General features: G+C 47.0%; 11 protein-coding genes. All 11 read right to left on the bottom strand.

The window, feature by feature from the left end; all coding sequences use genetic code 11:
• Nucleotides 1–6: 6 nt before the first annotated feature.
• Genes FOT42_RS04290 through FOT42_RS04340 form a run of 11 tightly spaced genes read right to left on the bottom strand, consistent with a single transcriptional unit; the run spans nucleotide 7 to nucleotide 23,998 of the window.
• Nucleotides 7–2,433, bottom strand: a complete 2,427-nt coding sequence (locus tag FOT42_RS04290) for an ABC transporter permease (RefSeq protein WP_151889352.1) — start codon at nucleotides 2,431–2,433, stop codon at nucleotides 7–9.
• A 48-nt stretch (nucleotides 2,434–2,481) separates the two neighbouring features.
• On the bottom strand, nucleotides 2,482–4,899 hold the full coding sequence (locus FOT42_RS04295) for an ABC transporter permease (RefSeq protein WP_151889353.1): 2,418 nt from the start codon (nucleotides 4,897–4,899) through the stop codon (nucleotides 2,482–2,484).
• A gap of 38 nt (nucleotides 4,900–4,937) precedes the next feature.
• A complete protein-coding gene (locus FOT42_RS04300; RefSeq protein ID WP_151889354.1) occupies nucleotides 4,938–7,334 on the bottom strand; it encodes an ABC transporter permease in 2,397 nt (798 codons plus the stop codon).
• Nucleotides 7,335–7,365: 31 nt separating this feature from the next.
• A complete protein-coding gene (locus FOT42_RS04305; protein WP_151889355.1) occupies nucleotides 7,366–9,816 on the bottom strand; it encodes an ABC transporter permease in 2,451 nt (816 codons plus the stop codon).
• 12 nt (nucleotides 9,817–9,828) lie between these two features.
• The gene (locus FOT42_RS04310; protein WP_151889356.1) at nucleotides 9,829–12,228 is read right to left on the bottom strand and encodes an ABC transporter permease; all 2,400 of its coding nucleotides are present in this window, start codon (nucleotides 12,226–12,228) and stop codon (nucleotides 9,829–9,831) included.
• A 24-nt stretch (nucleotides 12,229–12,252) separates the two neighbouring features.
• On the bottom strand, nucleotides 12,253–14,685 hold the full coding sequence (locus FOT42_RS04315) for an ABC transporter permease (protein WP_151889357.1): 2,433 nt from the start codon (nucleotides 14,683–14,685) through the stop codon (nucleotides 12,253–12,255).
• Nucleotides 14,686–14,710: 25 nt separating this feature from the next.
• Nucleotides 14,711–17,125 (bottom strand): ABC transporter permease, encoded by a 2,415-nt coding sequence (locus tag FOT42_RS04320; protein WP_151889358.1) that lies wholly within the window; start codon nucleotides 17,123–17,125, stop codon nucleotides 14,711–14,713.
• A 35-nt stretch (nucleotides 17,126–17,160) separates the two neighbouring features.
• Nucleotides 17,161–19,548, bottom strand: a complete 2,388-nt coding sequence (locus tag FOT42_RS04325; RefSeq protein WP_151889359.1) for an ABC transporter permease — start codon at nucleotides 19,546–19,548, stop codon at nucleotides 17,161–17,163.
• A gap of 26 nt (nucleotides 19,549–19,574) precedes the next feature.
• A complete protein-coding gene (locus tag FOT42_RS04330) occupies nucleotides 19,575–21,956 on the bottom strand; it encodes an ABC transporter permease (protein ID WP_151889360.1) in 2,382 nt (793 codons plus the stop codon).
• Between the two features lie 38 nt (nucleotides 21,957–21,994).
• Nucleotides 21,995–22,690 carry an ABC transporter ATP-binding protein gene (locus FOT42_RS04335; RefSeq protein WP_151889361.1) on the bottom strand — a complete coding sequence of 232 codons (696 nt, stop codon included), beginning with the start codon at nucleotides 22,688–22,690 and terminating at the stop codon, nucleotides 21,995–21,997.
• 57 nt (nucleotides 22,691–22,747) lie between these two features.
• Nucleotides 22,748–23,998, bottom strand: coding sequence for an efflux RND transporter periplasmic adaptor subunit (locus FOT42_RS04340; protein WP_151889362.1), 1,251 nt, complete (start codon nucleotides 23,996–23,998; stop codon nucleotides 22,748–22,750).
• Between the last annotated feature and the right edge of the window lie 2 nt (nucleotides 23,999–24,000).

The raw sequence follows: 24,000 nt of genomic DNA on the forward strand, positions 1-24,000 counted from the left end.
TTGTATTTATTCATCTTTTAATGATTCCACAGGATTGGCGATAGCAGCTTTAAAGCTTTGCCAGCTTACGGTCAGAAAAGTGATCAGAAGTGCAGTTGTTCCCGCTAAGGCGAAAATCCACCAACTGAAATTTGTTCTATAGGTGAATCCTTCCAACCATTGGTTCATCACATATAATGAGCATGGTATGGCAATAAGGAAGGCCAACCCCAACAATTTCGCAAAATCCTTGTTCAATAAGGTCAGTACTTGTGTTATTGTGGCACCATTCACCTTTCTTATGCCTATTTCCTTTTTTCTCAGGACAACGGTATAGGCCGTTAGACCAAAAAGACCCAATGATGCTATGAGAATGGAAAGTATGGTGAAAATCTGAAAGGCTTTTCCAAACGCCTTGTCCTGCTCATATTGGGCCTCAAACTTTTCGTCCAAGAAGGTATAGTCGAATGTGCTTTTCGGAAAAACTTCACGCCATTTGTTTTCAACTTGGTCCAACGCAGATTCCAGTCCGGCAATAGACATGGCAGATTTATCAAGTTTTATCAATAGGTTGCTCATGTTGTCCTGATATCTGATGATCATTGGCAATATCGGGCTTTTCAACCCGAAGTGATAATAGTCCTTGATAATCCCCACAACTTTCCATTCATTGTTCCCCCAGAAACTCACCGTTTTATTCAGTAGTTCCTCTGGAGATGAAATCCCCATGGTTTTTAAAAAGGTCTCGTTTACTACAATCTGATTTCCCTCGAAACCAGAATTCCGGACAAAGGTCCCCCCCGCCAAAAATTCAATGTCCATCAAGTCAAAGTAATCCGGTTGGGCATGATAGGTATAAAAAACATTGGTCTTATCACTTCTCCCGTCGGGCAACCCAATTCCACGACTTGAGGACAGATTATCAAAACTATCCCCGGGATAAGTCTGGGCAATGGCCGTCTTCTCAATAAACGGAAAACCTTCCAATTGCTCTTTCAACACCCTAAAGTCATTGTTGACCAAAGAATCCGACTTGCTGGAAACCACTGTCCCGTGCAGAGCCATGACTTGGCCAACATCGGCACCAATGGGTTGATTGTCCAAAAAATTGATCTGTTTGGTGATAATGAATGTTCCTGTCAATAGGACAATGGTAGCAAAAAACTGTGTGACGATAAGTCCTTTCCGCAACCCAATGCCCTCTGTGGAGGCCTTAACCTTCCCTTTCAACGCTTTGGCCGGCGAATATCTACTGAGCAAGAAGGCAGGGTAAAGCCCTGCCAGGATTATGCCGCCCAAAATAAAAATAAAATAGGGGGCAAATTTCAGGAGAGCTTCCCAATCAAGGTCGAGCTCATTTCCGGTAATGCTGTTATATAGGGGCAGTGAACCAAAAACCAATGATATGGCAATGGTCATGGCGAAAAAGTTGAGCAGTATGGATTCCATTAAGGATTGGACGATGAGCTGCGACCTTTTTGCACCCGCAACTTTTCGAATACCCGCTTCCTTTGCCCTTTCCATAGACTTTGTCGTCGAAAGATTGACATAGTTCAACCAAGAAAGAACAAGGATTATAAAGGCTATGGCCGTTAAGAACTTTATTCTAAGAATGCTACCGTTGGCAGTGACCTCATAAGGCTTATCGGAATACAAATGAATGTCTTCGATCGGTTCTATATTGTGTCTTTCAGTTTCATTTTTTTCAATATCACTGTCAATTATTTTCTGACGTAGCACATCAATATTGGTATTTGGGGCCAACTTCAGATAGGTATAATAGTTGTTCATGTTCCAATTCAGCTCATGGGCCGTGGGGCCAAAATCTGTCAACGTTTTTTCTGTCTCAAAGGAAATAAGGAACGAATTTCTATAATGGGCGGTCTCGGGGACATCTTCCATGACACCTGTCACCGTAAGCTGTGTCTCTTTGCCATCCTCAAAGACGGAAACTGTTTTTCTCAAGGGGTTTTCATTCCCAAAAAGTTTTTGGGCAAATGATTTTGAAAGCACTATGGAATTGGGCTCTGCCAAAACTTTTTTTGAATCCCCTTTTAGCAACGGATAATCAAATATCTCAAAATAGGAAGGGTCTGCCAGAGAGCCAAAAGGCTGCTCCAAAATCTTTTCCCCTACTTTAAAAGTTAATTTTTCAAAATAGTAAAATCGTACATAGTCCACTACTTCGGGAAACATTTCCTTTAAGGCTGGTCCCGAGGAATTGTACGTCATTGCATCACCGGGCACATAAGTATCACCTTCAAGGTAATCCATGTAGGTCCTGTACACATTTTCAGAACCTTCAAATGTATCATAGCTCTTTTCATGGTTCACATAGAGCATTATAAGAACAAATGAAGCTATACCCACGGCCAGACCAAAGATGTTGATGATAGAATACAGTTTGTTCTTAAGAAGATACCTTACGGCAATTTTCAGATAGTTCTTAAGCATGATTTTCTTTTTTTGATTTGTTGGTATATATCCTTAATTCAGTTTGACCTATTCGGTTCGTAAACTTGTTACAGGATTGGCCGATGCGGCCTTTACGGTTCGGGTACCCACCGTGATGAACGCAATGAGGGTTGCCAAAAACCCAGCCCCCATAAAGAACAATGGGCTCAATGTAACATGGAAAGCATAGTTCTGCAACCATTCATTCAAAAAGTACCAGGCAATAGGGGTGGCAATCACAAAGGCAATGCCCACCAACTTTAAAAAATCTTTGGTGAGCAACAGGGCCACGGAGGAAACACTGGCCCCCACTACTTTGCGTACCCCAATTTCCTTGGTACGCTGTGCCACCACCAACATGGAAATGGCAAAGAGACCGATGCAACTCAATAAAATGCCCAGGACACTTCCACTGGAGACAATGGTTGCCATGGTTTTTTCACGCCTGAAGGTACGGTCCACGTTCTCATCAAGGAAAGACCCTAAAAATTCGGCCTGGGGCTCTATTTTCCCCCAAGCGGTCTTTATGGCATCAAAGGATTTTGCAACATTTTTAGGGGCCACTTTCACATAGGCATAGTACAGGTCCCAATCTTTGTTCATGAACAGGGTCAGGGGTTCTATCTGCCTGCTTATTTCTTGAAAATGATAATCCTTGATGACACCGATCACCGAATAGGTCACCGCGCCATCGTCCATGGGAATGCGGATGGAGAGTGGATCCTCGTCCCCAAGTTGTTTTGCCATGGTTTCGTTGATGACCAAACTGAGGCTGTCCGTGGCAAAATCCCTATCGAACGCCCGCCCGGCAACCAACTGAAGGTCCAAAGTCTTTGCATAGTCATAGTCCACGGTCAGGGCATTGGTGATGACGCCCCTTCCTTTATAGTCAAAGCCCATCATGCTACTGGATTGGCTCCCGTCTCGTCCACGGCCTAGATTGTTATCGGCACCCGAAACGCCCAAGATGTCCGGATTGCCCTTAAGCTCGTCACGAAGGAGGTTCACCACACTGTAGCTGTTCTTTTTTCCGTTCAAGGGAATGGAGACCACCTGTTCTTTGTTATAGCCCAGATCCTTATTGCGCATGAATTCTATCTGCCCATGCAGCACCAAGGTTCCGCTGATGAGGATGATGGCAATGACAAATTGAAGAACGATGAGGCTGTTGCGCAGACGGTTCCTTCCCACCTCCAATTTTCCCTTAAGGGCCTTTAATGTGCCCAATTTGCTCATCAATAGGGCAGGATAGCCTCCCGCAATCAGCGTGATGATAAAGAGGGCAAGTACAAAAAGAATGATGACACTGGGTTGGGTAACATCTGAAAATGAGGCCTTGGTTCTAAAAAGGGTCTTGAACGGATTCAAGAGCAGGTTGCTCGCCACCAAACCCAATAGCACGGATGCGGCAAAGACTACGAGACTTTCCATCCAGAACTGGAAGAACAGTTGTTTTTTAATCGCGCCCAAGGTCTTTCGCATCCCAATCTCCTTCAATCGTTTTTCACTGAGCGCAATGCTCATGTTGATGAAATTGGCACTTACAATGAAAATGATCACGAAGGCGATTCCCAAGATCATATAAGGGAAAACACGGTCCACTTTGGCGACACCAGACGTGTAAGAGGCAAAATGTCTATCGGCAATGGGCATCAAATGGAACTGCTTGTACCTCCCATCGGCATCCGGAACTGCACCATCACGCATCTCACTTTCTATACTTCCCTTGTAGTGGAGGGCGGTAAAGGGAATGGTGTTTTCTTCAAACTGAGCCACAGAGACGCCTTTTTCCAGTTGGAGGTATATCGGATGGAACTGGGAGTCCCACACGTCTTTGTTGGACAGGTAATCGGGATGGCTCTCGAACGGCACCACAATTTCAAAGTCAACACTGCTGTTCTTTGGGGTCTCGGCCAGTATCGAGGCAATGGTGAAAGGCTGTTCTTCCCTTCCCATTTTAAGGGAAATGGTCTTGCCGACCACATTGTCGGTGGTTCCAAATATTTTTTGTGCCGTTTCCTCCGAAATTGCGACGGTGTTCTTTTCCGGCAATGGGTTCTCGGTGTTTCCAAAAAGGGTCGGATAGGTAAAGATGTCAAAATACGCTGGATCTACATATTCCGCATCCAAGCTCAACTCCTTGGCATTGTAGGTCACCAACACATCCTCGCTCACCGCCCGTGCAATATGCTTGATACCAGATACCTCCTCTTTTAGAGCAGGGGCCAAGGGCACTGGATTGGAAGTACTGATTTCCGAACCTCTTGGGGTTTGGTTGGAAAGGTAAAGCTGATACGCAGAATCCTTGTTTTCATGGAATTGGTCGAAGGAAAGTTCAAAAAGGGCGGTCATGGTCAAGAGAATGGCCACGGCAAAGGCGCAGCTGAGACCTACAATATTGGCAAGGGAAAAGACCCTGTTCTTGATAAGGTTTCGCCAAGCGATCTTAAAATAGTTCTTCAACATGATTTCCGTTTTTTGGTTTAAAGGTTCCTAAGAACAATTTATTGTGTCTTTAAAGAGTCCGATGGATTGGCCATTGCGGCCCTAATGGACTGAAAGCTGATGGTGGACAACGCTATCAAAATGACCAATAGGGAGGCAATGGCAAACACCTGCCAGCCCAATTGAATCCGATACGGGTAGTATTCCAGCCATTTATTGGCTATGGCCCATGCGACAGGGATGGATATCAACAGGGCGACCAACACCAATTTTATAAAATCCTTGGAAAGGATGGCGACCACATTGTTTATGGAAGCACCCAAAACTTTTCGGATCCCGATTTCCCGGGTCCGTTTCTCGGCGGAGAGCACGGATAGACCGAACAGGCCAATGCAGGAAATAAAAATCGTGAGAATGGCACTGAAGAGCATGATCTGCTTCCACTTGGCCTCGGCCTCATAGCTTTGATAGTTCTGGTCTTCCAGAAATTGGTAACTGTATGGGTCAAAGGGGAACATGTCCCTGAATACTTTTTCAATGTTCGCTATGGATGATGTGGCGCTTCCCGGGGCTATTTTCACGTAAAGCATCCCCAGATCATAGGATGGTTTCATGGTAAAGAGCTGTGGGCGGATGGTCTGACCAAGGGATTCGTAATGATAATCCTTTACCACACCGATCACGGTGTATTTTTCATCATTGTACCAGAAATCCACTGTTTGGCCGATGGGGTCGTTCCACCCAGCTTCCTTCACAAAGGCCTCGTTCACCAAAACGGATTGTGTGGCATCCGAAGGATGGTCCTCGGAAAAGTTCCTGCCTTCCTTTAATTGTATGCCCAAAGTGGGGATGTAGGACTGGTTTACCGTTTCATTGGCAAAATCTATCTGCTTGTCCGCTCCCACTTTGGCAACCGTGAACCAATAACCGGCATTTTTACCTGCAACATTCAATATGTTTCCATGGGAAGCAAGACGGGTTTTGAAGGTGTCAAATTCATCCGGGGTCAAGTTGTTTTTTTGTAACAACACGAGATCAGTATCATCATAACCCAATTCCTGGGTGGTCAAAAAGTTGAACTGTTCGTAAATGACAAAAGTGCATATGATCAACAAGGAGGCCAAGGTAAACTGAAGCACCACCAAGGATTTCTGAAGGTAATTTTTCCCAGAGAGGATAAAACGGCTGTACAAGGTATCCACAGGGCTATATCTGGATAGAACGAGGGCAGGGTAGAACCCGGCCAATAAACCCGTGATAACGAACAATGTTACATACCCCAACACCAATTTGGCATCGAACAAAAAGGAGAGGGCCAATTGTTTGTTGGCCAACCCATTAAAAATGGGCAGGGCCAGTTGTACCAAAAGAACGGCCATTGCAAAGGCAAAAAAGCACAGCAAGAAGGATTCTCCCAAGAACTGAAGAATCAGTTGTTTTCTTTTGCCCCCTACCACTTTTCGGATACCGATTTCTTGTGATCGTCTTACGGAACGGGCCACAGTGAGGTTCACAAAATTGATGCAGGCAATCAACAAAATGAACAAGGCAATGCCCGATAAAACATAGGAAAAAGTGGGATTGCTGGCATCCGTCAAACCATTTTGGGCAGGGAGTTCCTTGTTGAGGTGCATGTCCGTAAAAGGCTGTAGGAAGTGTTTTGGGGGTAATCTATTGTTCCCATACTGCTCTTTGATGATTTTTGCCGTTTCGGAAGTTTGCGCCAAATATAACTCCTGCATTTTGTCATTGACCAAGCTCACATTGGCCCCGGGCCTCAAGGAAACGAAGGTGTTCAAGAAAGAATTGAACCAGTTGAAATTGTTGGCAAGGTCCTTTTCAGTAACATGCAATGGCAGGAGCATGTCAAATTTTATGGAAGAGTTTTGTGGACTTTTCTGGGATACGGCCGTCACGGTATAGGGAACAAAATCCTCATTGTCGCGGAACATCATGGTCTTGCCCACCGCATTGGTGGTGCCAAACTGCTTGAGCGCAAGCTCTTCCGAAATGACCACGGAAAAGGGTTCGGACAAGCAGGTCTTGGGATTTCCTGAGAGTACCGGGAAAGTGAACATGGAAAAGAAGTTGGAATCGGCATAGAACAAATCTCGGGAAACGACCTCCGCCCCAATCTTTACATCCCTTCTGGCATTTTGTATCCTCACATATTCCTTGATGTCCGGAATGTTCTCAGTAAACCTTGGCCCTTGCAGAAAGCCGGTACTGGAGTTTTTGTTTTCCGGGACACCACTTTCGTTATAGTTTTGGCTTACGATGCGGTAAATATGCTCACCGCCTTCATGGAACCTGTCATAACTCACCTCATCCTTTACATATAGAATGATCAGCATCGCACAGGCCAGCCCCAAGCTGAGCCCGGAAATGTTGATGAAGGAATACACCTTGTTCTTGATAAGGTTTCGCCAAGCGATCTTAAAATAGTTCTTCAACATGATTTCTTATTTTTTGGTTGATGGGCTGTGGTCATTCCGTTCTCAAGCTTTCCACAGGATTGATGTTGGCCGCCCTATAGGTCCTTGACCCGATGACGGCCAAGGCCACTATCACCATTCCCAGTCCACTGGAAAGGAAGACCCACCAACTCATGGAAGTCTTGTAGGCAAAACTCTGCATCCATTCATGGATGAGGTACCACGAAATGGGCACGGAAATAATGAAGGCGATACCGACCAACAGTAAGAATTCCTTGCACAGCAAAAGGTTCAGTTGGGCCAAATTGGCACCCAGGACCTTGCGTACCCCGATTTCCTTTACCCTTCGTTCCGTGGTATAGACAGCCAATCCCAAAAGTCCGAGACAACTGATCATAATGGCGAGGCCCGTGGCCCATTTTAACAATTGCATGGTGCTGCGTTCCCTTCTGTAAAAACCTTCCACGGTCTCATCCATGAACTCGACCTCCACCTCTTCGTCGGGAAACACGGAGGCCCATGCCCTTTCAATCTCCGCGATGGATGTTGCCCACTGTCCCGTATCCTTGCCCAAGTCAAAATGGATGCTTCGGAAATTCGAGTATCCGCCATTGCCCCAATCACCCGTAAGCGCCATGGGGTTGATAGTGGACCGTAGGGAGCGTTGGTTAAAATCCTTCATCAAGCCCACAATGGAAATGCTCATGGTGTCCAATTTAACAGTGGCCCCAACTACATCAGGAGCATTTTGGAACCCCAAGGCCTTGGCAAAGGTTTCGTTCACCACATATTCCCGGATACTGTCATTTAATCGCTCCCTTCCGGCCAATAGGGGAATTTGGTATGTTTTTAAATAGGAAAGGTCACCCCACAAGAATTCAGTTTCTTGGTGCATTTCCGCCCCATCCTTGTAATAGGTAAGTATCGAAGAGGAAGTGTTATTGGAAGTAGGCGGGTTGTTGCCCCAGCTTACATTGGAAACACCCTTGATGTCTTTAATTTGATGGAACAAGCGTTCTTTTTTCACATCGGAATTATTGCTCCAAGGCAGGTACACGTAGGCCACCGCATCGGTTTTGATGCCCATGTCCTTGTTCATTACATAGTAGATCTGTTTGCCGACCAATACGGTGGCGATGACAAAGACCTGTGCCACGACAAATTGGAAAACGGTCAATGTTTTTCTAAGTCGAACACCTTTGTCCCCCTTGCTGAACTGACCTTTCAAGACCAGAACTGGCCTGAACTTGGACAGCACAAAAGCAGGATAAAACCCGGAAAGAAGACTGACCACAATGACCAATACCAATATGCCGACTGCACCTTTGGCACTGTAAAGCACCGAAAGATCGATGTCCCCGGGCAAAAAGTCCGTGAACTGGCGCAAGAGTACAGGTGCCAACACTAAGGACAGTACTGCGGCGAGCAACGTCATGATGAAAGTCTCCACCAAGAACTGTCGCACCACCTGTTTCTTTGAACTTCCCAACGTTTTGCGGATGCCGATTTCCTTGGCCCTTGTCAAAGCTTGGGCAGAGGTCAGATTGATGAAGTTGGCACAACCCAACAACAGTAGGAAGAGGGCCACAAAGGCAAGGCTCTTCAAAACGGTCATGCTTGCGACATGGTCTGAATTGTTGAATGGATAGTCGCCATGTTTTCCGCCAAAGTGGATATCGGCCAAGGGCTGGAGAACGAACAACCGCTCGTCGTTGATGGCCCAAGGCTCCGTGCTTTTGTGTTCCAATGCCAAAGCATCCAGTCTGGATTGGATGGCAGGGACGCTGGACACATCCTTTATTCTAATAAAAAGCTGATCTCCAGAGCTTGTACTGTTCCAGGCATCGTTGGAAGCCACATCTTTTCCATCGAACATCTTGGCAGAGGCAAGGGACATGAACTCGGTAAACCTCAAATCGCTTTTCTTTTCGAAGTCGGCGACCACTCCGGTGACCTTCACGGGAATGGAATCATTGTAGATCAGGGTACGCCCCACAACGTTTGCCATTTGGGTATGCGGAAAGTATCTTTCGGCCTTTTCTCGGGAAAGGACCACTTGGCCCGGTTCCGACAGGGCGGATTTGCTTTCCCCTGCCAGCCACTTGTATTGGAACAACTTAAAATAGGCATCATCGGCAAGTATGGCGTTTTCAGCGTTCCTAAAACTCAGGTCAGCCTCCCTGTTCTCAACCTTGAAAAAAGAGGTGTTGAAGAAAGGAGCCGTCAGCTCCACCCCGGGCACGCCCTCTTGAAAGGTGCGCATCAAAGGAACGGACACCCCACGGTTGGAAAACTCCGCATCGTTGGATTTGAACACCGTGGTGATCCTATAGATCCGATCACTGTCGGGATGGAACCGATCAAATGAAAAATCATAGTACACAATGGCCCCAATGACCATGGCGGCGCAAAGTCCAATGGAAAGCCCGATCACATTGATGGTCGAGAAGAGTTTGTTCTTGAGGATGCTTCTCCAGGCGAGTTTTAGGTGGTTCTTGAACATATGTTTTCTTTTTTACTCTGTACGCAAACTTTTTACGGGGTTGGACCTTGCAGCTTTTATGGCCTGAAAGCTCACGGTAATGACCGTGACCAGCATGGCCCCTAGCATGGCAAGACCAAAGATCCACCACTTCAAGATGACACGGTAGGGATACTCCTGCAACCATCCGTTCATAACATAATAGGCAATGGGGACGGCAATGAAACAGGAGATGATGACCAGTTTTAAAAAGTCTTTGGAAAGCATGTTCCAGACATTGAAAATGGAGGCGCCCAAAACCTTGCGGACCCCAATTTCCTTGGTACGCTGTTCCGCCACAAAGGAAGTAAGACCGAAAAGCCCCAAGCAACTGATCAAAATGGCAAGGGCCGTAAAGATGCCGGAGAGGGTGCCAATACGCACCTCAGAAGCAAATTTTTCCCCATATTCCTCGTCCACAAAATCATATTGGAAAGGAATGTTGGGAAAATGTTCCTTGAATACTCGCTCAATGACGGCAATGTTCTGACTGGCACTTTGGTTGGGGTTCAACCTCATGTTGTAATAGGAACCATTGCCATACTTATCGAAAACGTACATACCCTGTTTTACAGGTTCATAGGGCGATTGGGCAATCATGTCCTCCACCACGCCAATGATCTTCATGGGCGTTGCGGGGTCCTCTTCATCATCATCTTTGATGAATTGGCCCACTGGGTTTTTCAGCCCCATGTATTTGACCGCGGTCTCATTGATGAGCACTGCATTGGAATCCGATGGGAACTCCCTGGAAAAATCCCTTCCCTGAACAATCTTCAAGTTAAGGCTTTTGGCATATTCAGGGGAAACCTCGGTCCAAGCAAGATCTTCCTGAAAACCCTCCGGTTTGCCTTCCCAGACAAACCCGCTCCGGTTGGACCAAATATTGGTGGTCGGGGCGCTGGAGGTAGACATCTCCATGACCGCACCAGAAGCGATGAACTCATCCCGCATCAATTCAAACTTGCCCGTGAAATCTTGACTCATGGTCGGAATCTGGATCAGACCTTCTTTATCATACCCAATGGGCCTGTTCTTGGCGTAGTTGATCTGTTGCATCACGATCACGGTGCCGATGATAAAGGCCACCGATACCGTAAATTGGACGACCACTAGGATCTTTCTGGGCAATCCGGAATGCTTCCCGGCCTTGAAGGTGCCTTTCAGCACATCCACGGGCCTAAAGGACGACAGATAAAGGGCGGGATAACTGCCCGCCAGCAAAGCGGTGAACAGAATGAAGACCAACGACACCACCCAAAACCCAATGGAAGCCCATGGGAATGACATTTCTTTCTTGGCAAGGTCGTTGAACCCGTTCAAGGATAGGACAACAATGAGCACGGCAATGCCAAAAGCGAAAAGCACCACCAAAAAGGATTCGCCCAAAAATTGGTTGATCAGTTGACGACGCTGGGAGCCAATGGATTTTCGGATGCCCACTTCCTTGGCCCTTTTCTCGGACCGGGCCGTGCTAAGGTTCATAAAGTTGATGCAGGCCAATAGCAGTACAAAAGCACCGATGATGGCAAAAAGCCAAACATATTTGATGCGTCCGCCAACCTGTTTCCCGTTTTCAAAATTGCCACGCAGATACCAATCCTTCATAGGGAAGAGAAACAATTGCGGGTTGAATTCCTCCGTATTTTTGTTGAGGGTCTTCTTTACATCTTTTATGGTGGAAGTTACCCGTTCCATGGTAGTGTTGTCGGCAATCTGCACGAACATTTGGAAAGAGTTGTTCCCCCATTGGTCCTCGGCATTTTTTATCCATTCATTCACCGAGACATATTTGTCCCAAGGCATGATGAATTGAGCATCGCTAAAAGAATTGTTGAAAGGAATGTCCTCATACACGCCGGTTACCATCATATCATATTGGCTATTGACTTCTATAACCTTACCAATGGGGTCTTCGCTCCCAAAAAGGGCATTGGCTGTCGATTCGTTCAGCATGATGGAGTTGATTTCCCTCACACCGTCCTTTTCGCCTTTGAGGATGTTGAGGTCCAGCATTTCAGGTGCTTCGCGCTGCATAAAGTTGCCATCCCGAGATATGCTGGTTTCCTTATATTTCAAGTATTGGGAATTGTTCCAAGAGGACATCACCAAATGCTCAAAATTGTCCATATAGCCATCCCTAAAAGCTTTTTCCAATGGCCGGGGAATGGCCGGCCCGGTCCCGGTCTGCCCATTAAAGGTCTGTGACTGAAAAATTTGCGCGATTTTGTCCTTGTGGGAAAAGTAGTTGTTATGGCTGAGTTCGTCCCTCACCCACAAGCCTATGATGAGGGTCACGGCCATGCCCAGCGCAAGCCCCCCCACATTGATAACGGTATAGGCCTTGTTCTTGGTAAGGTTCCTCCACGCAATTTTTAGATAGTTCTTGAACATGATTTTTCGTTTTTGATTGATGGGTTATTCGGTTCTCAGACTTTTTACAGGATTGGCCACGGCGGCTTTTATACTTTGATAACTGACCGTCAAGAGAGCAACGCCCACGGCCATGAGGGCAGATAGCGCAAAGATCCACCAAGGGATGTCGATACGGTACGAGAAATCCTGTAGCCAGCGGTCCATGGCATACCAGCCCAAGGGCAGGGCGATGATGACCGACAGCCCAACAAGCCTTAGGAAATCCATGGAAAGTCGGTAAACGATTTGACCCACACCTGCACCCAATACTTTCCGCACGCCGATTTCCTTCACCCTCTTTTGTGCATTGAAGGCCGCCAGACCAAGAAGGCCCAAACAGGCAATGATGATGGAAAGTACCGTAAAGATCATGAAGATCTGGCCCAAACGTTGCTCCGCATCATAACTGGTGTTGAAGGAATCGTCCATAAAATAATGCTCAAAAGGCTGCGCAGGTGCCATATCGTTCCAAATCCCCTCTATTTCCGAAAGGGTTCGGGAAACATCCCCACCATGGAGCTTTATGGCCAAATTGCCGGCAAAGTCCGAGCCGTAGAACAGGCCCAGGGCACTTACTTCGTCCCTGAGGCTCTCGAAATGGAAATCCTTCACGACACCTATGACAGTACCGATGGAGCCATTGTCAAAATCATCGACAAACTGTGAACCTATCACTTCTTCAATGGATTTTCCCAAAACCGCAACGGCCTTTTCATTGAGCAAGATGGCAGAGGAATCGGTGGCAAAATGTTCAATATCAAAATTTCTTCCGGCAACCATGTCCAACCCAATGGTGGAGAGGTAATCCTCGTCCACTCGCCATTGCTGCATGTTCAGGGCTTTTTCCATGCTTTGGTCCTCTGCGCGCAAAAAAGTGCCACTGCTCCTAGCCGAAGGAGTGGGCAAAAAACTGCTCAAAGTGGCCGTGTTGACTTGGCTGAGCTGGGAGACGGCATCTTTGAAAGCCTGTCTTTTACCTTCAAGGGCATTGACTCCTTGAACAATCAGCACTTGGTTTTTGGCATATCCCAAATCTTTACCTTGAATAAATCGCAATTGTTGAAAGACCGTGAGGGTTCCCATGATCAAAAACACCGAAATGGAAAACTGCAGGATAACGAGGACATTCCGCACGCGGCCCCCGCCCACAGATTGGTCTCCCTGTCCCTTGAGCACCTTGGCGGCCACAAAACGGGACATAAAAAGTGCGGGATAGCTTCCGGACAGGAACCCCAATGCCAAAGCAGCCAATAAAAGGATTGACCAAAACAGGGGATTGGATATGGGCAGGGACAGGTCCTTCCCGCTCAAGTCATTATATAAGGGGAGAACGGCCGATGCAATGATCACCGCGACCACGAGGGACCCCAAAGCAATCAATGCCGATTCCGTCAAGAATTGCCCGATAAGGCTTTTGCGCTGTGACCCCAAGGTTTTTCGGATGCCCACTTCCTTTGCCCTTTTGAGGGAATGCGCCGTGGAAAGGTTCATAAAGTTGACACTTGCCAGAACCAATAGGATAAGGGCAATGGCCCCAAGGATATAAACGTTCTTGATGTCGCTCACGGCACTGAACTCCGGACTTCTTCTGGAATACAAATGGATGTCCTCCATAGGGATTGTGGAGTAGCGCATGTAATTTCCCGAATCTATGAACTGCTGCTCCGTAATGCCCGGGAAAAATGTCTGGGCGTAGGGAATGACATATTTGCCCACCATTTCCTGCAATTGTTCATGGATATCCTCGGCCTTGGCGCCTGGGGTCATTTTGATAAGGGTATAATAGTTGTGACTTCCCCATTCGGCCAGTTGGGCATCCTCATATCCTGCCATGGAAAGGAAAAGGCTCCGATCATTGAGAAATGAATTGTTGGGAAGATCTTCCATAACCCCTGTTACCGTAAAGACTTCGTTGTCGTTCAGTACCAGGGTCTTTCCAATAGCTTGATCGATCGGGAAGTGTTTTTCGGCGGCGGTCCTCGTCATCACCAACGTATTGGGTTCCGTCAAGGCGGTCCTTTCGTCCCCATACAACAATTCCACCCCCAGCATCTTAAAAAAAGTGGAATCGGCATAGGTCGACGAGGCTTCGCGTACGTTGCTGAGGGCTTCTTGGGTGCGGACAAATGTACTGCCAATGCCCCTGAACCTAGTGGTGAGTTCCACTTCAGGGATGTCGTTCAGCACAGCTTGGGCCATGGGAGCGGAAACTTCGGCAAGGGCTTCTTCCTTGCCGCCAAATTTCATATCGGCATTGAGCCGATAGATGCGCTCCGAATCGGCAAACATGGTGTCGTGGCTCAGCTCATCATGGATGTAAAGCCCGAGCAAAAGCCCACCAGCCATTCCTATAGCTAATCCAAATGTATTGAGGAAGGTGAGGAATGGCTGTTTTTTCAGGCTTCTCCAGGCTATTTTTAGATTGTTCTTGAACATGGTGGTTCGTTTTTTTGGTTGCTGTTTATTCTGCCCTCAATGTTTTGGCGGGGTTAGTCAATGCGGCACGTATGGATTGAAAACTTACTGTCAATAATGCGATCAACAGGGCCAAAAGCCCGGCCAATAGAAAAGTTCCCCATGAGATATGGACCCTGTATGCAAAATCCTCCAGCCATCGGCCCATCATATACCAACCTATGGGGATGGCGATGATGATCGACAATAGGATCAATTTCATGAAATCCATGGTGAGCAGCTGATAAATGCTTTTGAAGGGAGCTCCAAGAACCAAACGGATACTGATTTCCTTTTTCCGTTGTTCCACCAAGAATGCGGAGAGGGCGAAGAGTCCCAAACAGGCCACAAAAATGGCGAACAGGGCAAAACTGTTGAATATTTTCCCCATACGCTGGACATCGTCGTGCATGTGGGCAAATTCCTGGTCCAGAAAGGTATATTCAAAGGCCTGTTGCGGCACATATTGTTGCCAGATTGCTTGTATGTCACGGATGGCGTTCGCGGCTTCGCTACTGTTCAGTTTGACGGACACCATGCTGGGGCTGTCGCCAATGACCAGGGAAACAGGGGCAATATCCTCTTTAAGGTTCTTGAAATGGAAATCCTCCACCACCCCGATGATGGTCCAGTCCTCCCCGTTGTTGATGCGTTTTCCTATTGGATCCTCAAAACCCAGTTCCTTGGCCATGGTGGAATTGATCACAATAGCGGATGAATCGCTGGCAAAATCCTTCGAAAAGCCGCGTCCCTCCTTCAATTGCAACCCAAGCGTGTTGATGTAATCGTGGTCCACACGCCATATCTGTGCGGGCACTGAAATTTCCTGCCTTCCGTTGGAGATTGCCCCGAAAGTGTTCCCGTTCCGCTTGGTGCCCTCAATGGGAAGGTAATCGCTTATGGAAACCGCCTTCACATCGGACAGCCCAAGAAGCCTTTCTTTGAAGGACTGCGAGTTGTCCTTTAGAAGATTGGTCCCTTTTATGACCAGTACTTGATCTTTGTTGAAGCCCAATTTCTTGTCCAAAATGAAATTCATTTGGTTGTAGATGATCAAGGTGCCGATGATCAACACCACTGAGGTGGTAAATTGGACAACGACCAGACCACTACGGAGTTTGCCGCTTTTGCTCCCGGTGCTCAGGGTGCCCTTGAGCACGTTCACCGGTTTGAAGGCGGAGAGGTAAAAGGCGGGATAAAGACCGGCCATGATCCCAACGAACAAGGCCGCCAGTGCAATGGTGGGCAAGAACCACCAGGCCGACCAGGGCATGACGATGCTTTTGGCCGCAATGGTATTGAAGGTGGGAAGCAACAGCCAAGCCAGAAAAACTCCGATAACAAAGGAAATGAGGCTATAGATGACAGATTCGGTCAGGAACTGGCCCACTAAATGGCTTTTAAAGGCACCAACAGTTTTTTTGAGCCCCACCTCTTTGGCCCTGTTAGCGGATTTTGCAGTGGACAGATTGATGAAATTGATTACCGCCAACAAGAGTACAAACCCGGCAATGGCAGCAAACAACCAAACAAAACGGATGTCGCCATGTTTTAGCCCATCACCCATTTTGGCATCAGATCTTAGGTGAATGTCCGCAATGGGCTGTAGTTTGTATTCCAACGTTTTTAAAACTTCCATGAATTCCTCTCCCCTCATTCTTTCCTTATATGCCGGGATGACATATTGCTCGAGAATGGAACGCATTTTCTTCTCCAAGGCCGCCACATCCGCTTTGTCATCGAGCAACAGATAGGTGAAGTAATTGCTGTTGGACCAGCTCATGTTAGTGTCCTCGATGGCCAGAAGAAAATCGAAATCGAGGTGGGTTTTCTTTGAAAGGTCTTCCTTTATGACCCCGGTCACCGTGTAAGGTCGGGTGGAGTTATCGTCCAAATAGACGGTTTTCCCCACAGCATTGCCCTCTGGGAAATATTTGGCGGCCTTTTTGGCTGTCATCACCACGCTTCCGGGATTGGTCAAAAGGTTCTCCGGCGTGCCCTCGGACAGTTCAAGTTCCAAAATATCGAAAACCTGCTGGTCTGCATAGATGAAGCCTTCCTCAAAATTGTTCTGGGAGGTCCCGGCGGCCCGCAATGGTCTTCTTCCGGCACCAAAAAGCTCGCTGGTGTTTATTTTGCCTGCCTTCAGCACTTCCGGAAAGGTGGCTTCCAAGGTTTCGGCGAACGGGAGTTGAAAATGGACGCTCTTCAATTGCTCGCCTCCCATAACGCCCTGCATCACCACACGGTAAATCCGGTTCTTGTTCCGGTAATGGGTGTCGTAGCTCAGCTCGTTCCCAATAAAAAGGGCAATCAGAAGACAAGCGGCTATACCTACGGCAAAACCACCAATTTTAATGGTGGTAAAAAGCTTGTCCTTTTTGATGTTGCGCCAAGCGATTCGTAAATGGTTTTTAAACATGATGATTGTTTTTTGATGATGTTGATGATGTCAGTTCATTCGGTCCGCAAACTTTTTATGGGATTGGTCAATGCGGCCTTCAATGCTTGATAGATAATGGTAATCAGGGTGATGGCCATCACAACGGCGACCGCCACAACAAAGATCCACCAGCTTATATTGGTACGGTACTCAAAGTTTTCCAGCCATCTGTCCATAAAATACCAAGCCACTGGTGCGGCGATGAGCCCAGCTATGATGATCAGCTTGAAAAAATCCTGGACCACAATGCCCACCAAATGCTGTATGCTGCCCCCCAAAACTTTCCGGATGCCTATTTCCTTGGTCTTTTGAACTATGAAAAATAGGATAAGACCATAAATACCCAAACAACCGATGAAAATGGCAAGTCCCGAGAAAACGCCGATCAGTGATAAAAACCGTTGTTCTGATTCATAAAGCTGCGCGACACGGTCATCTAAAAAGGCATACTCAAAAATATAATCGGGAAAGGCGGCAGACCATTCCCTTTCAATATGTTGCAAGGCACCTTTAGCATTTGCCAAATTGATTTTTATTGCCAAATCTGTATAAAGCATTGGATGTGGAGCAATAAAAATGGGATTGATTTTGGAATGAAAATCTTCATCATGAAAATCAGCGACTACCCCTACAATCCTTCCCTTGACCAAATCACCATTGATGATGATTGACTTGTCCAGGGCTTCTTGTGGATTGGAAAGGCCAACCTTCCGAACAAAATCTTCATTGACGATGACTTCGTACACAGAATCCTTTTCATAAAATTCCCTGCCAGCCACCAATTTCAGGTTGAAGACATCCAAATAATTTTTGTCACCTGCCTTTACCAGAAGATTAAATTCTTCTGATTCAGGGTTATTGTTGAACTTTACACTGGTCCCCCATGAGTTGTTACCAGCTCCTGGGGACGCAAAGCAGGCCGTAACAATTTCCACACCAGAATTTTTTGTAATCCGATCTTTAAGGCCTTGAAGTTTAATGGATTCAATATCATCAGGTATTTCTACCATCACAATGCTCTCCTTTTCAAAACCGAGATCGGAATTGATGGCGTATTTCAATTGTTTTCCTACCACTATGGTACCAATGATCAGCACAATGGAAATGACAAATTGCGTGACCACCAATGTTTTTCGGGTGAGATATCCACCCGCATCGTTTTGGGATATCTTTCTTTTTAGGGCCAAGACGGGAGCTATGCGCGTCAAGATGGCTCCAGGATAACTTCCGGACAAGAATGTGACCAATGCCAAAATGGAAAGGACAAAAACAAAGAACTTGACATTCAAGAGTTCCTTGAAAGAAAGTTCCAGGTCAAAAACAGCATTGAAGGAAGGCAGTGCCAAAAGACATAGGCCAGCGCCCAACACCAAGGCGGAAATGCAAATGATGAAGGTTTCGGCCATGAACTGCCAGAACAACTGTCCCTTAAAACTGCCCAGCACCTTGCGCACCCCGACTTCCTTGGAACGATAGGTGGATTGTGCGGTTGATATGTTGATAAAGTTGATGCTGGCCACGATAAGGATAAAAAGGCCCACAAAGGAAAATATCCAAAGCGTTTTGGGATCCATACCTCCCTCATAGCGTTTGTCGAAATGGACGTCCGATAGCTGCTGCAATTTATAGCGGTGCACATTTTTGTGTACGGGCCTGAATTTTTGGACATATCCTTTGAGTTGTTCCTCGATCTGCGCAATATCTTGGTTTGGGCGCATGAGCACATAACAGTGCAGTGAAGAGTTGATTCCTCCCCAGTTTTCGGATGACGTAAATTCATCATAGCTTTTCAATGTCTCGAAGGACACAAAAATTTGGGATTGGGTCAACGTTGTTTTGGGCAGGTCCTTCAGCACTCCGGTAACACGGATGGTCTCACTGTTCTCCAAAACAAAAGTCTGGTTGATGGGATCGGTATCGCCGAAAATTGTGTTGGCCAGCTGTTCAGTGATCAAGGCCGTGTTGGGTTCCGATATGGGCGCTCCATTGGTGCCATCTATCAAAGGATAGTTGAATATTTCAAAAAATCCAGTTTCGGTGAAGGCCACATCGACCTTGAACTGTTTTTTCCCAGTTCCGTTTTCAGTGGTCACCAGCCAATCATCCTTGGTCACATTCTTGGCCACGATTTCGGCATAATCGTAATCTTGCTTGAATGCATTGGCAAAACCAGGGGGCACGGCCGCTTCGTAATCGATGATGTCCCTGTGCTCTTCTGTATTTACCCTGTAGATGCGCTCAGCGTTAGCATGGAAATTATCGTACCGTAAATGGTGGCTCACAAAAAGAAAAACCAAAATGCTGCAACCAAAGCCGAGGGATAGGCCAAAAATGTTGATAAAGGCAAAGCCCTTCCTTTTGGTAAGGCTTCTCCAGGCGATTTTGAAATGGTTTTTGATCATGATGGTTATTTTTTGATGATGTCAATTCATTCGGTCCGCAAACTTTTTACGGGATTGGTCAATGCAGCCCTAATGGATTGAAAGCTAACGGTCAGTAAAGCTATGCCCAAGGCAATCGTTCCCGCAAGCAGGAACACCCACCATTGTATATCGATTCGATAGGCAAAACCTTCGAGCCAATTTTCCATGGAAAAATAGGCAAGCGGGAATCCTATGAGCAAGGCGATAAGGACCAACTTGGCAAAATCCATGGAAAGCATTTGACTGATCTTGCCCACCGATGCTCCCAACACTTTTCTGATACCGATTTCCTTTCTGCGCTGTTCGGCCGTATAGGCTGCAAGGCCAAAAAGGCCCAAGGCCGCCACAAAAATGGCCAACAGACAGAATACAATGCTGATCTGTCCCGCCCGCTTTTCACGAGCATACATCCTTGCAATATTTTGATCCAAAAAGGAGTAGTTGAAATCCAGATTGGGAACAATTCTGGTGAATGTACTTTTAAGGCCGGCAACCGTATGGCCCAAATTCCCAGATTTGAAACGCACCAGCATGAACGATTTACCTTCACTTTGACTGTTATGGAATGCATAGGCCCCAATGGGCTGGTGCAACGATTCGTAGTTGAAATCATCCACCACCCCAACAATGGTATTGGGAACCCCGATATACACTTCCTTTCCGATGGCCTCTTCTGGGGAGAATCCCAAATAATCGATGGCCTTTTTGTTCAACACCACTTCCACCAACGTATCTTTTTCATTTTTGAACTTGGGCAGGCTACTGCCAGCCAAAAGATGTAGCTTAAGGGCATCCACAATACTTGCATCGGTTACATTGGTCTGAATGTTCAGACCCTGTTCATCCGTGCCTTTTCTCTTAAGTGTCCGTCCGCTCACATCCATACCGGGATATCCTTGGACCATGGATACGGCGGTTACCTCCGAGAGGTTTTTAAACTCCTGTACCAAGGCATCCTTGTTTTCTTCCCCACGCAATCCACCTATGGAAACGGCCATGACGTTGTCCGCCGCAAAACCAAGGTTCTTGTTTTGGATGTATTGGGTTTGCTGGTAGATGACCATCACCCCAACGATCAATGCGGTCGAAGCGGCAAACTGCATCACTACCAAACCTTTACGGATGACCACATTCCCTTTTCCCCTTTTTAAGGAAGGAGATAGGATTTCCTTCGGCATAAAACGGGACAGATACATGGAAGGGTACAATCCAGAAAACAAAGTCGTTACAAGCCAAACCCCCAACGCGGCCAACACAAAGGATGGGTTGAGCAATAGATCTAGGGTCAAGTGTTGATTTGTCAAGGCATTAAAGCTGGGCAACAACAACAGGGTCAGTGCAACTCCCAAGACAATGGAAATAGCGGTGATCAACCCGGTTTCCACATAGAACCTACCCACTAAAGATTCCGAAGAGGCTCCCAAGGTTTTACTGATGCCCACTTCCTTGGAACGCTTTTGGGAACGTGCCGTGGTAAGGTTCATGTAATTGACACACGCAATCAGAAGGATCAAAATGGCCAAATAGGTCAGGTTGCGTACTTCGTTGATGTCCCCAATGCGGGAGGTATAGGAATTTCCGTAAGAGGCGGAATACAGGTGTACCTTGCCCAATGGTTGTAAACCGAAGGAGTACCATTGGTTTTCTTTGGCGAGGTTTGCATCCAGCATTTGATCTATCTGTGTTTGGGTGGCATCTATAGAAACGTTTTCCTTTAATAAGCAATAGGTCTCAAAACTGGCATTACTCCAAGATTTTCGATCGTAAAACCAGTATCCGTTGCTCGAGGCCATGATTTCTGCGTCAAGTGTGCTGTTTTCAGGGAAATCCTTGTATACCCCGGTCACCTCAAGTTCACGTTCGTTATCCACCATAATGGTTTGGCCGACCGGATTTTCCTGGTTGAAATAGGTCTGCGCAGCCGTTTCGGAAAGAATGACCGTTCCGGGCCTGTCCAAAGCTGTGGCCGCATCTCCCTTTACCAGTTCAACATCGAAAATGGTCAACAACTCCTTGTCCACCCAATAAAAGAGGTCCTCGGTGAAGTTTTGGTTGTTTATACGCAAGGATGCGGGTCTGCCAAAATTATGTTTTAACAACCTTGTCGCACTTTCCACATTGGTCACTTCTTCCTTCATGGCCAAAGCGGTTACCGGAGGCACAGTGGCCCAAATTTCAAAGCCGAAGTCACCATCGGTTTTCAAGAGAACCCGTTGGATCCGGTCTTTTTTGGGAAACATGGAGTCGAAACTCCTCTCATGGGAAATAAACAGAAAAAGGAGCATGACGATGGTCAGCCCCATGGAAAGCCCAATGATGTTGATTCCTGAAAACAATTTGTTCGATTTCAGGTTTCTCCAGGCGACTTTTAGATTGTTTTTGAACATAATGGGTTTTTGATTTTTTTTGATTGATGAATAAACCCCTAGACCATGGCTCCCATAGGCTTGTTCTGGCTTTCGGTCACAATTTGTCCGTCGAACAGGTTGATGACCCTGTGCGCATAGTGTGAATCGCGGTCGGAGTGCGTTACCATCACAATGGTGGTGCCCTCTTGATTGAGCTCTGTCAACAGGTTCATTACTTCGATCCCGTTTTTGGAATCCAGGTTACCCGTGGGCTCATCCGCCAGAATCAGTTTTGGATTGGTGACCACGGCGCGGGCAATGGCGACCCTTTGTTGCTGCCCTCCCGAAAGTTGCTGTGGGAAGTGCTTCTCTCTATGGGCAATTTTCATGCGTTCCAGAACTTTCTGTACTTTTTCCTTTCTTTCCGATTTGCTCATTTTAAGGTAGATCAACGGAAGCTCCACGTTTTCAAAAACGGTGAGTTCGTCAATAAGGTTGAAGCTCTGGAACACAAATCCCAGGTTTCCCTTTCGCAATTGGGTCCGTTGGCTCTCCTTCAGCCCGCCCACTTCGTGGCCCGCAAACTTGTAGCTGCCATCCGTGGGGTTGTCCAACATGCCTATGATGTTCAGCAAAGTGGACTTCCCGCACCCGGAAGGGCCCATAATGGCCACAAATTCCCCTTCGGCCACTTTTAGGTTGACCCCGTTCAGGGCCAAGGTTTCCACTTCTTCTGTCCGGAAACTCTTTTTAAGGTTCTGTATCTGTATCATTTTTAAATGGTTGTTTTTTAAAGACTGATAAAATTTGATCGGTGTTACACTTTGCGTTTATTTTAGAACAATCCGTTCCGCATCGCCAAAACTGTCATAGTTGCTGGTAATGACCTGCTCCCCGGGTTGAAGTCCTTCCAGGACCTCATAATATCTCGAATTTTGTTTGCCCAACCGAACGTTCCGCCTGATGGCTTCCTCTCCATTGGGGGACACCACAAACACCCATTGCCCGCCAGTGCTCTGGAAAAATCCGCCCTTGGGCAGTAACAGCGCATCGTTGGACTCGCCCAATTGCAATCGGATGTTATAACTCTGTCCGGCACGGATGGTCTCCGGTTTTTCACCTGTAAAAACGAGGTCCACCCGGAATCTCCCATTTCGTACCTCGGGATACACCTTGCGCAGGCGAAGGCCATATTCGTTCCCGTTGCGTTCCAATGTTGCCGAAAGGTCCCGCTTCACCCGGTCGATGTAATGCTCGTCGATGTCGGCCTCGATCTTAAAGTCGGTGAGTACATTGATCTGTCCTATCCGTTGTCCTTGCGCTATGTTTTGCCCGATCTCCGCGTCCAGAAAGCCCAATTGACCATCTGCGGGGGCACGCACGTTGAGGTGGTCCAACCGCTCATAGACCATGGAAAGGGTCTGGTGCATCCGCGCCAGATCGGCATCCAAGCCTTTTAGGGAAGTCTCACGCAGCTGGTCGTCCTGCTCTGTTTGCAACTTTACGATCTCGAACTGTTTTTGGGCCAGCTCATAATCCGCCTTGGAGAGGAGGTAAGTTTCCTTGGAGATCAACTCATCTTCAAAAAGGGCCTTGTTCTGTTCATAATTACGCTTGAGACGCTCAAGGTCATATTCCGCATTGGCCAAAGATTTTTTCCCCTCGACCTGTCTGGAATCGAAGGTTAGTTTGGTGGAACGGAGGTCGTTCTGCTTTAGTGCCAGATTACTTTCGCTCGCCAAGATCTGCTCATACAGGTTCATGTTCTCCAATTTGAGGATGATATCCCCTTTTTTTACCATGGACCCTTCCTCGATCAATTTTTCAGAAACACGACCGCCTTCGTAGGCATCCATATAGATGGTGGCAATGGGCGCCACGTTTCCGTTGATGGTAATGTAATCATCGAACTTGCCCGCGGTCACGGCGGAGATGGAAAGGCGTTCCTTTTCGGTCCTGAAGGTGGACATGGTAGTGGCAAAGAGCAATTTCCAGCCCACGAACAATAGGAGCAAGCCCAAGGCAATGTATCCGTAATGTTTTGGTTTGAGTCCTTTCTTTTTTTCTAATTGTATATCCATGG

Origin of the sequence: Flagellimonas hadalis, assembly GCF_007785775.2 — a bacterium.
Classification (GTDB): domain Bacteria; phylum Bacteroidota; class Bacteroidia; order Flavobacteriales; family Flavobacteriaceae; genus Flagellimonas; species Flagellimonas hadalis.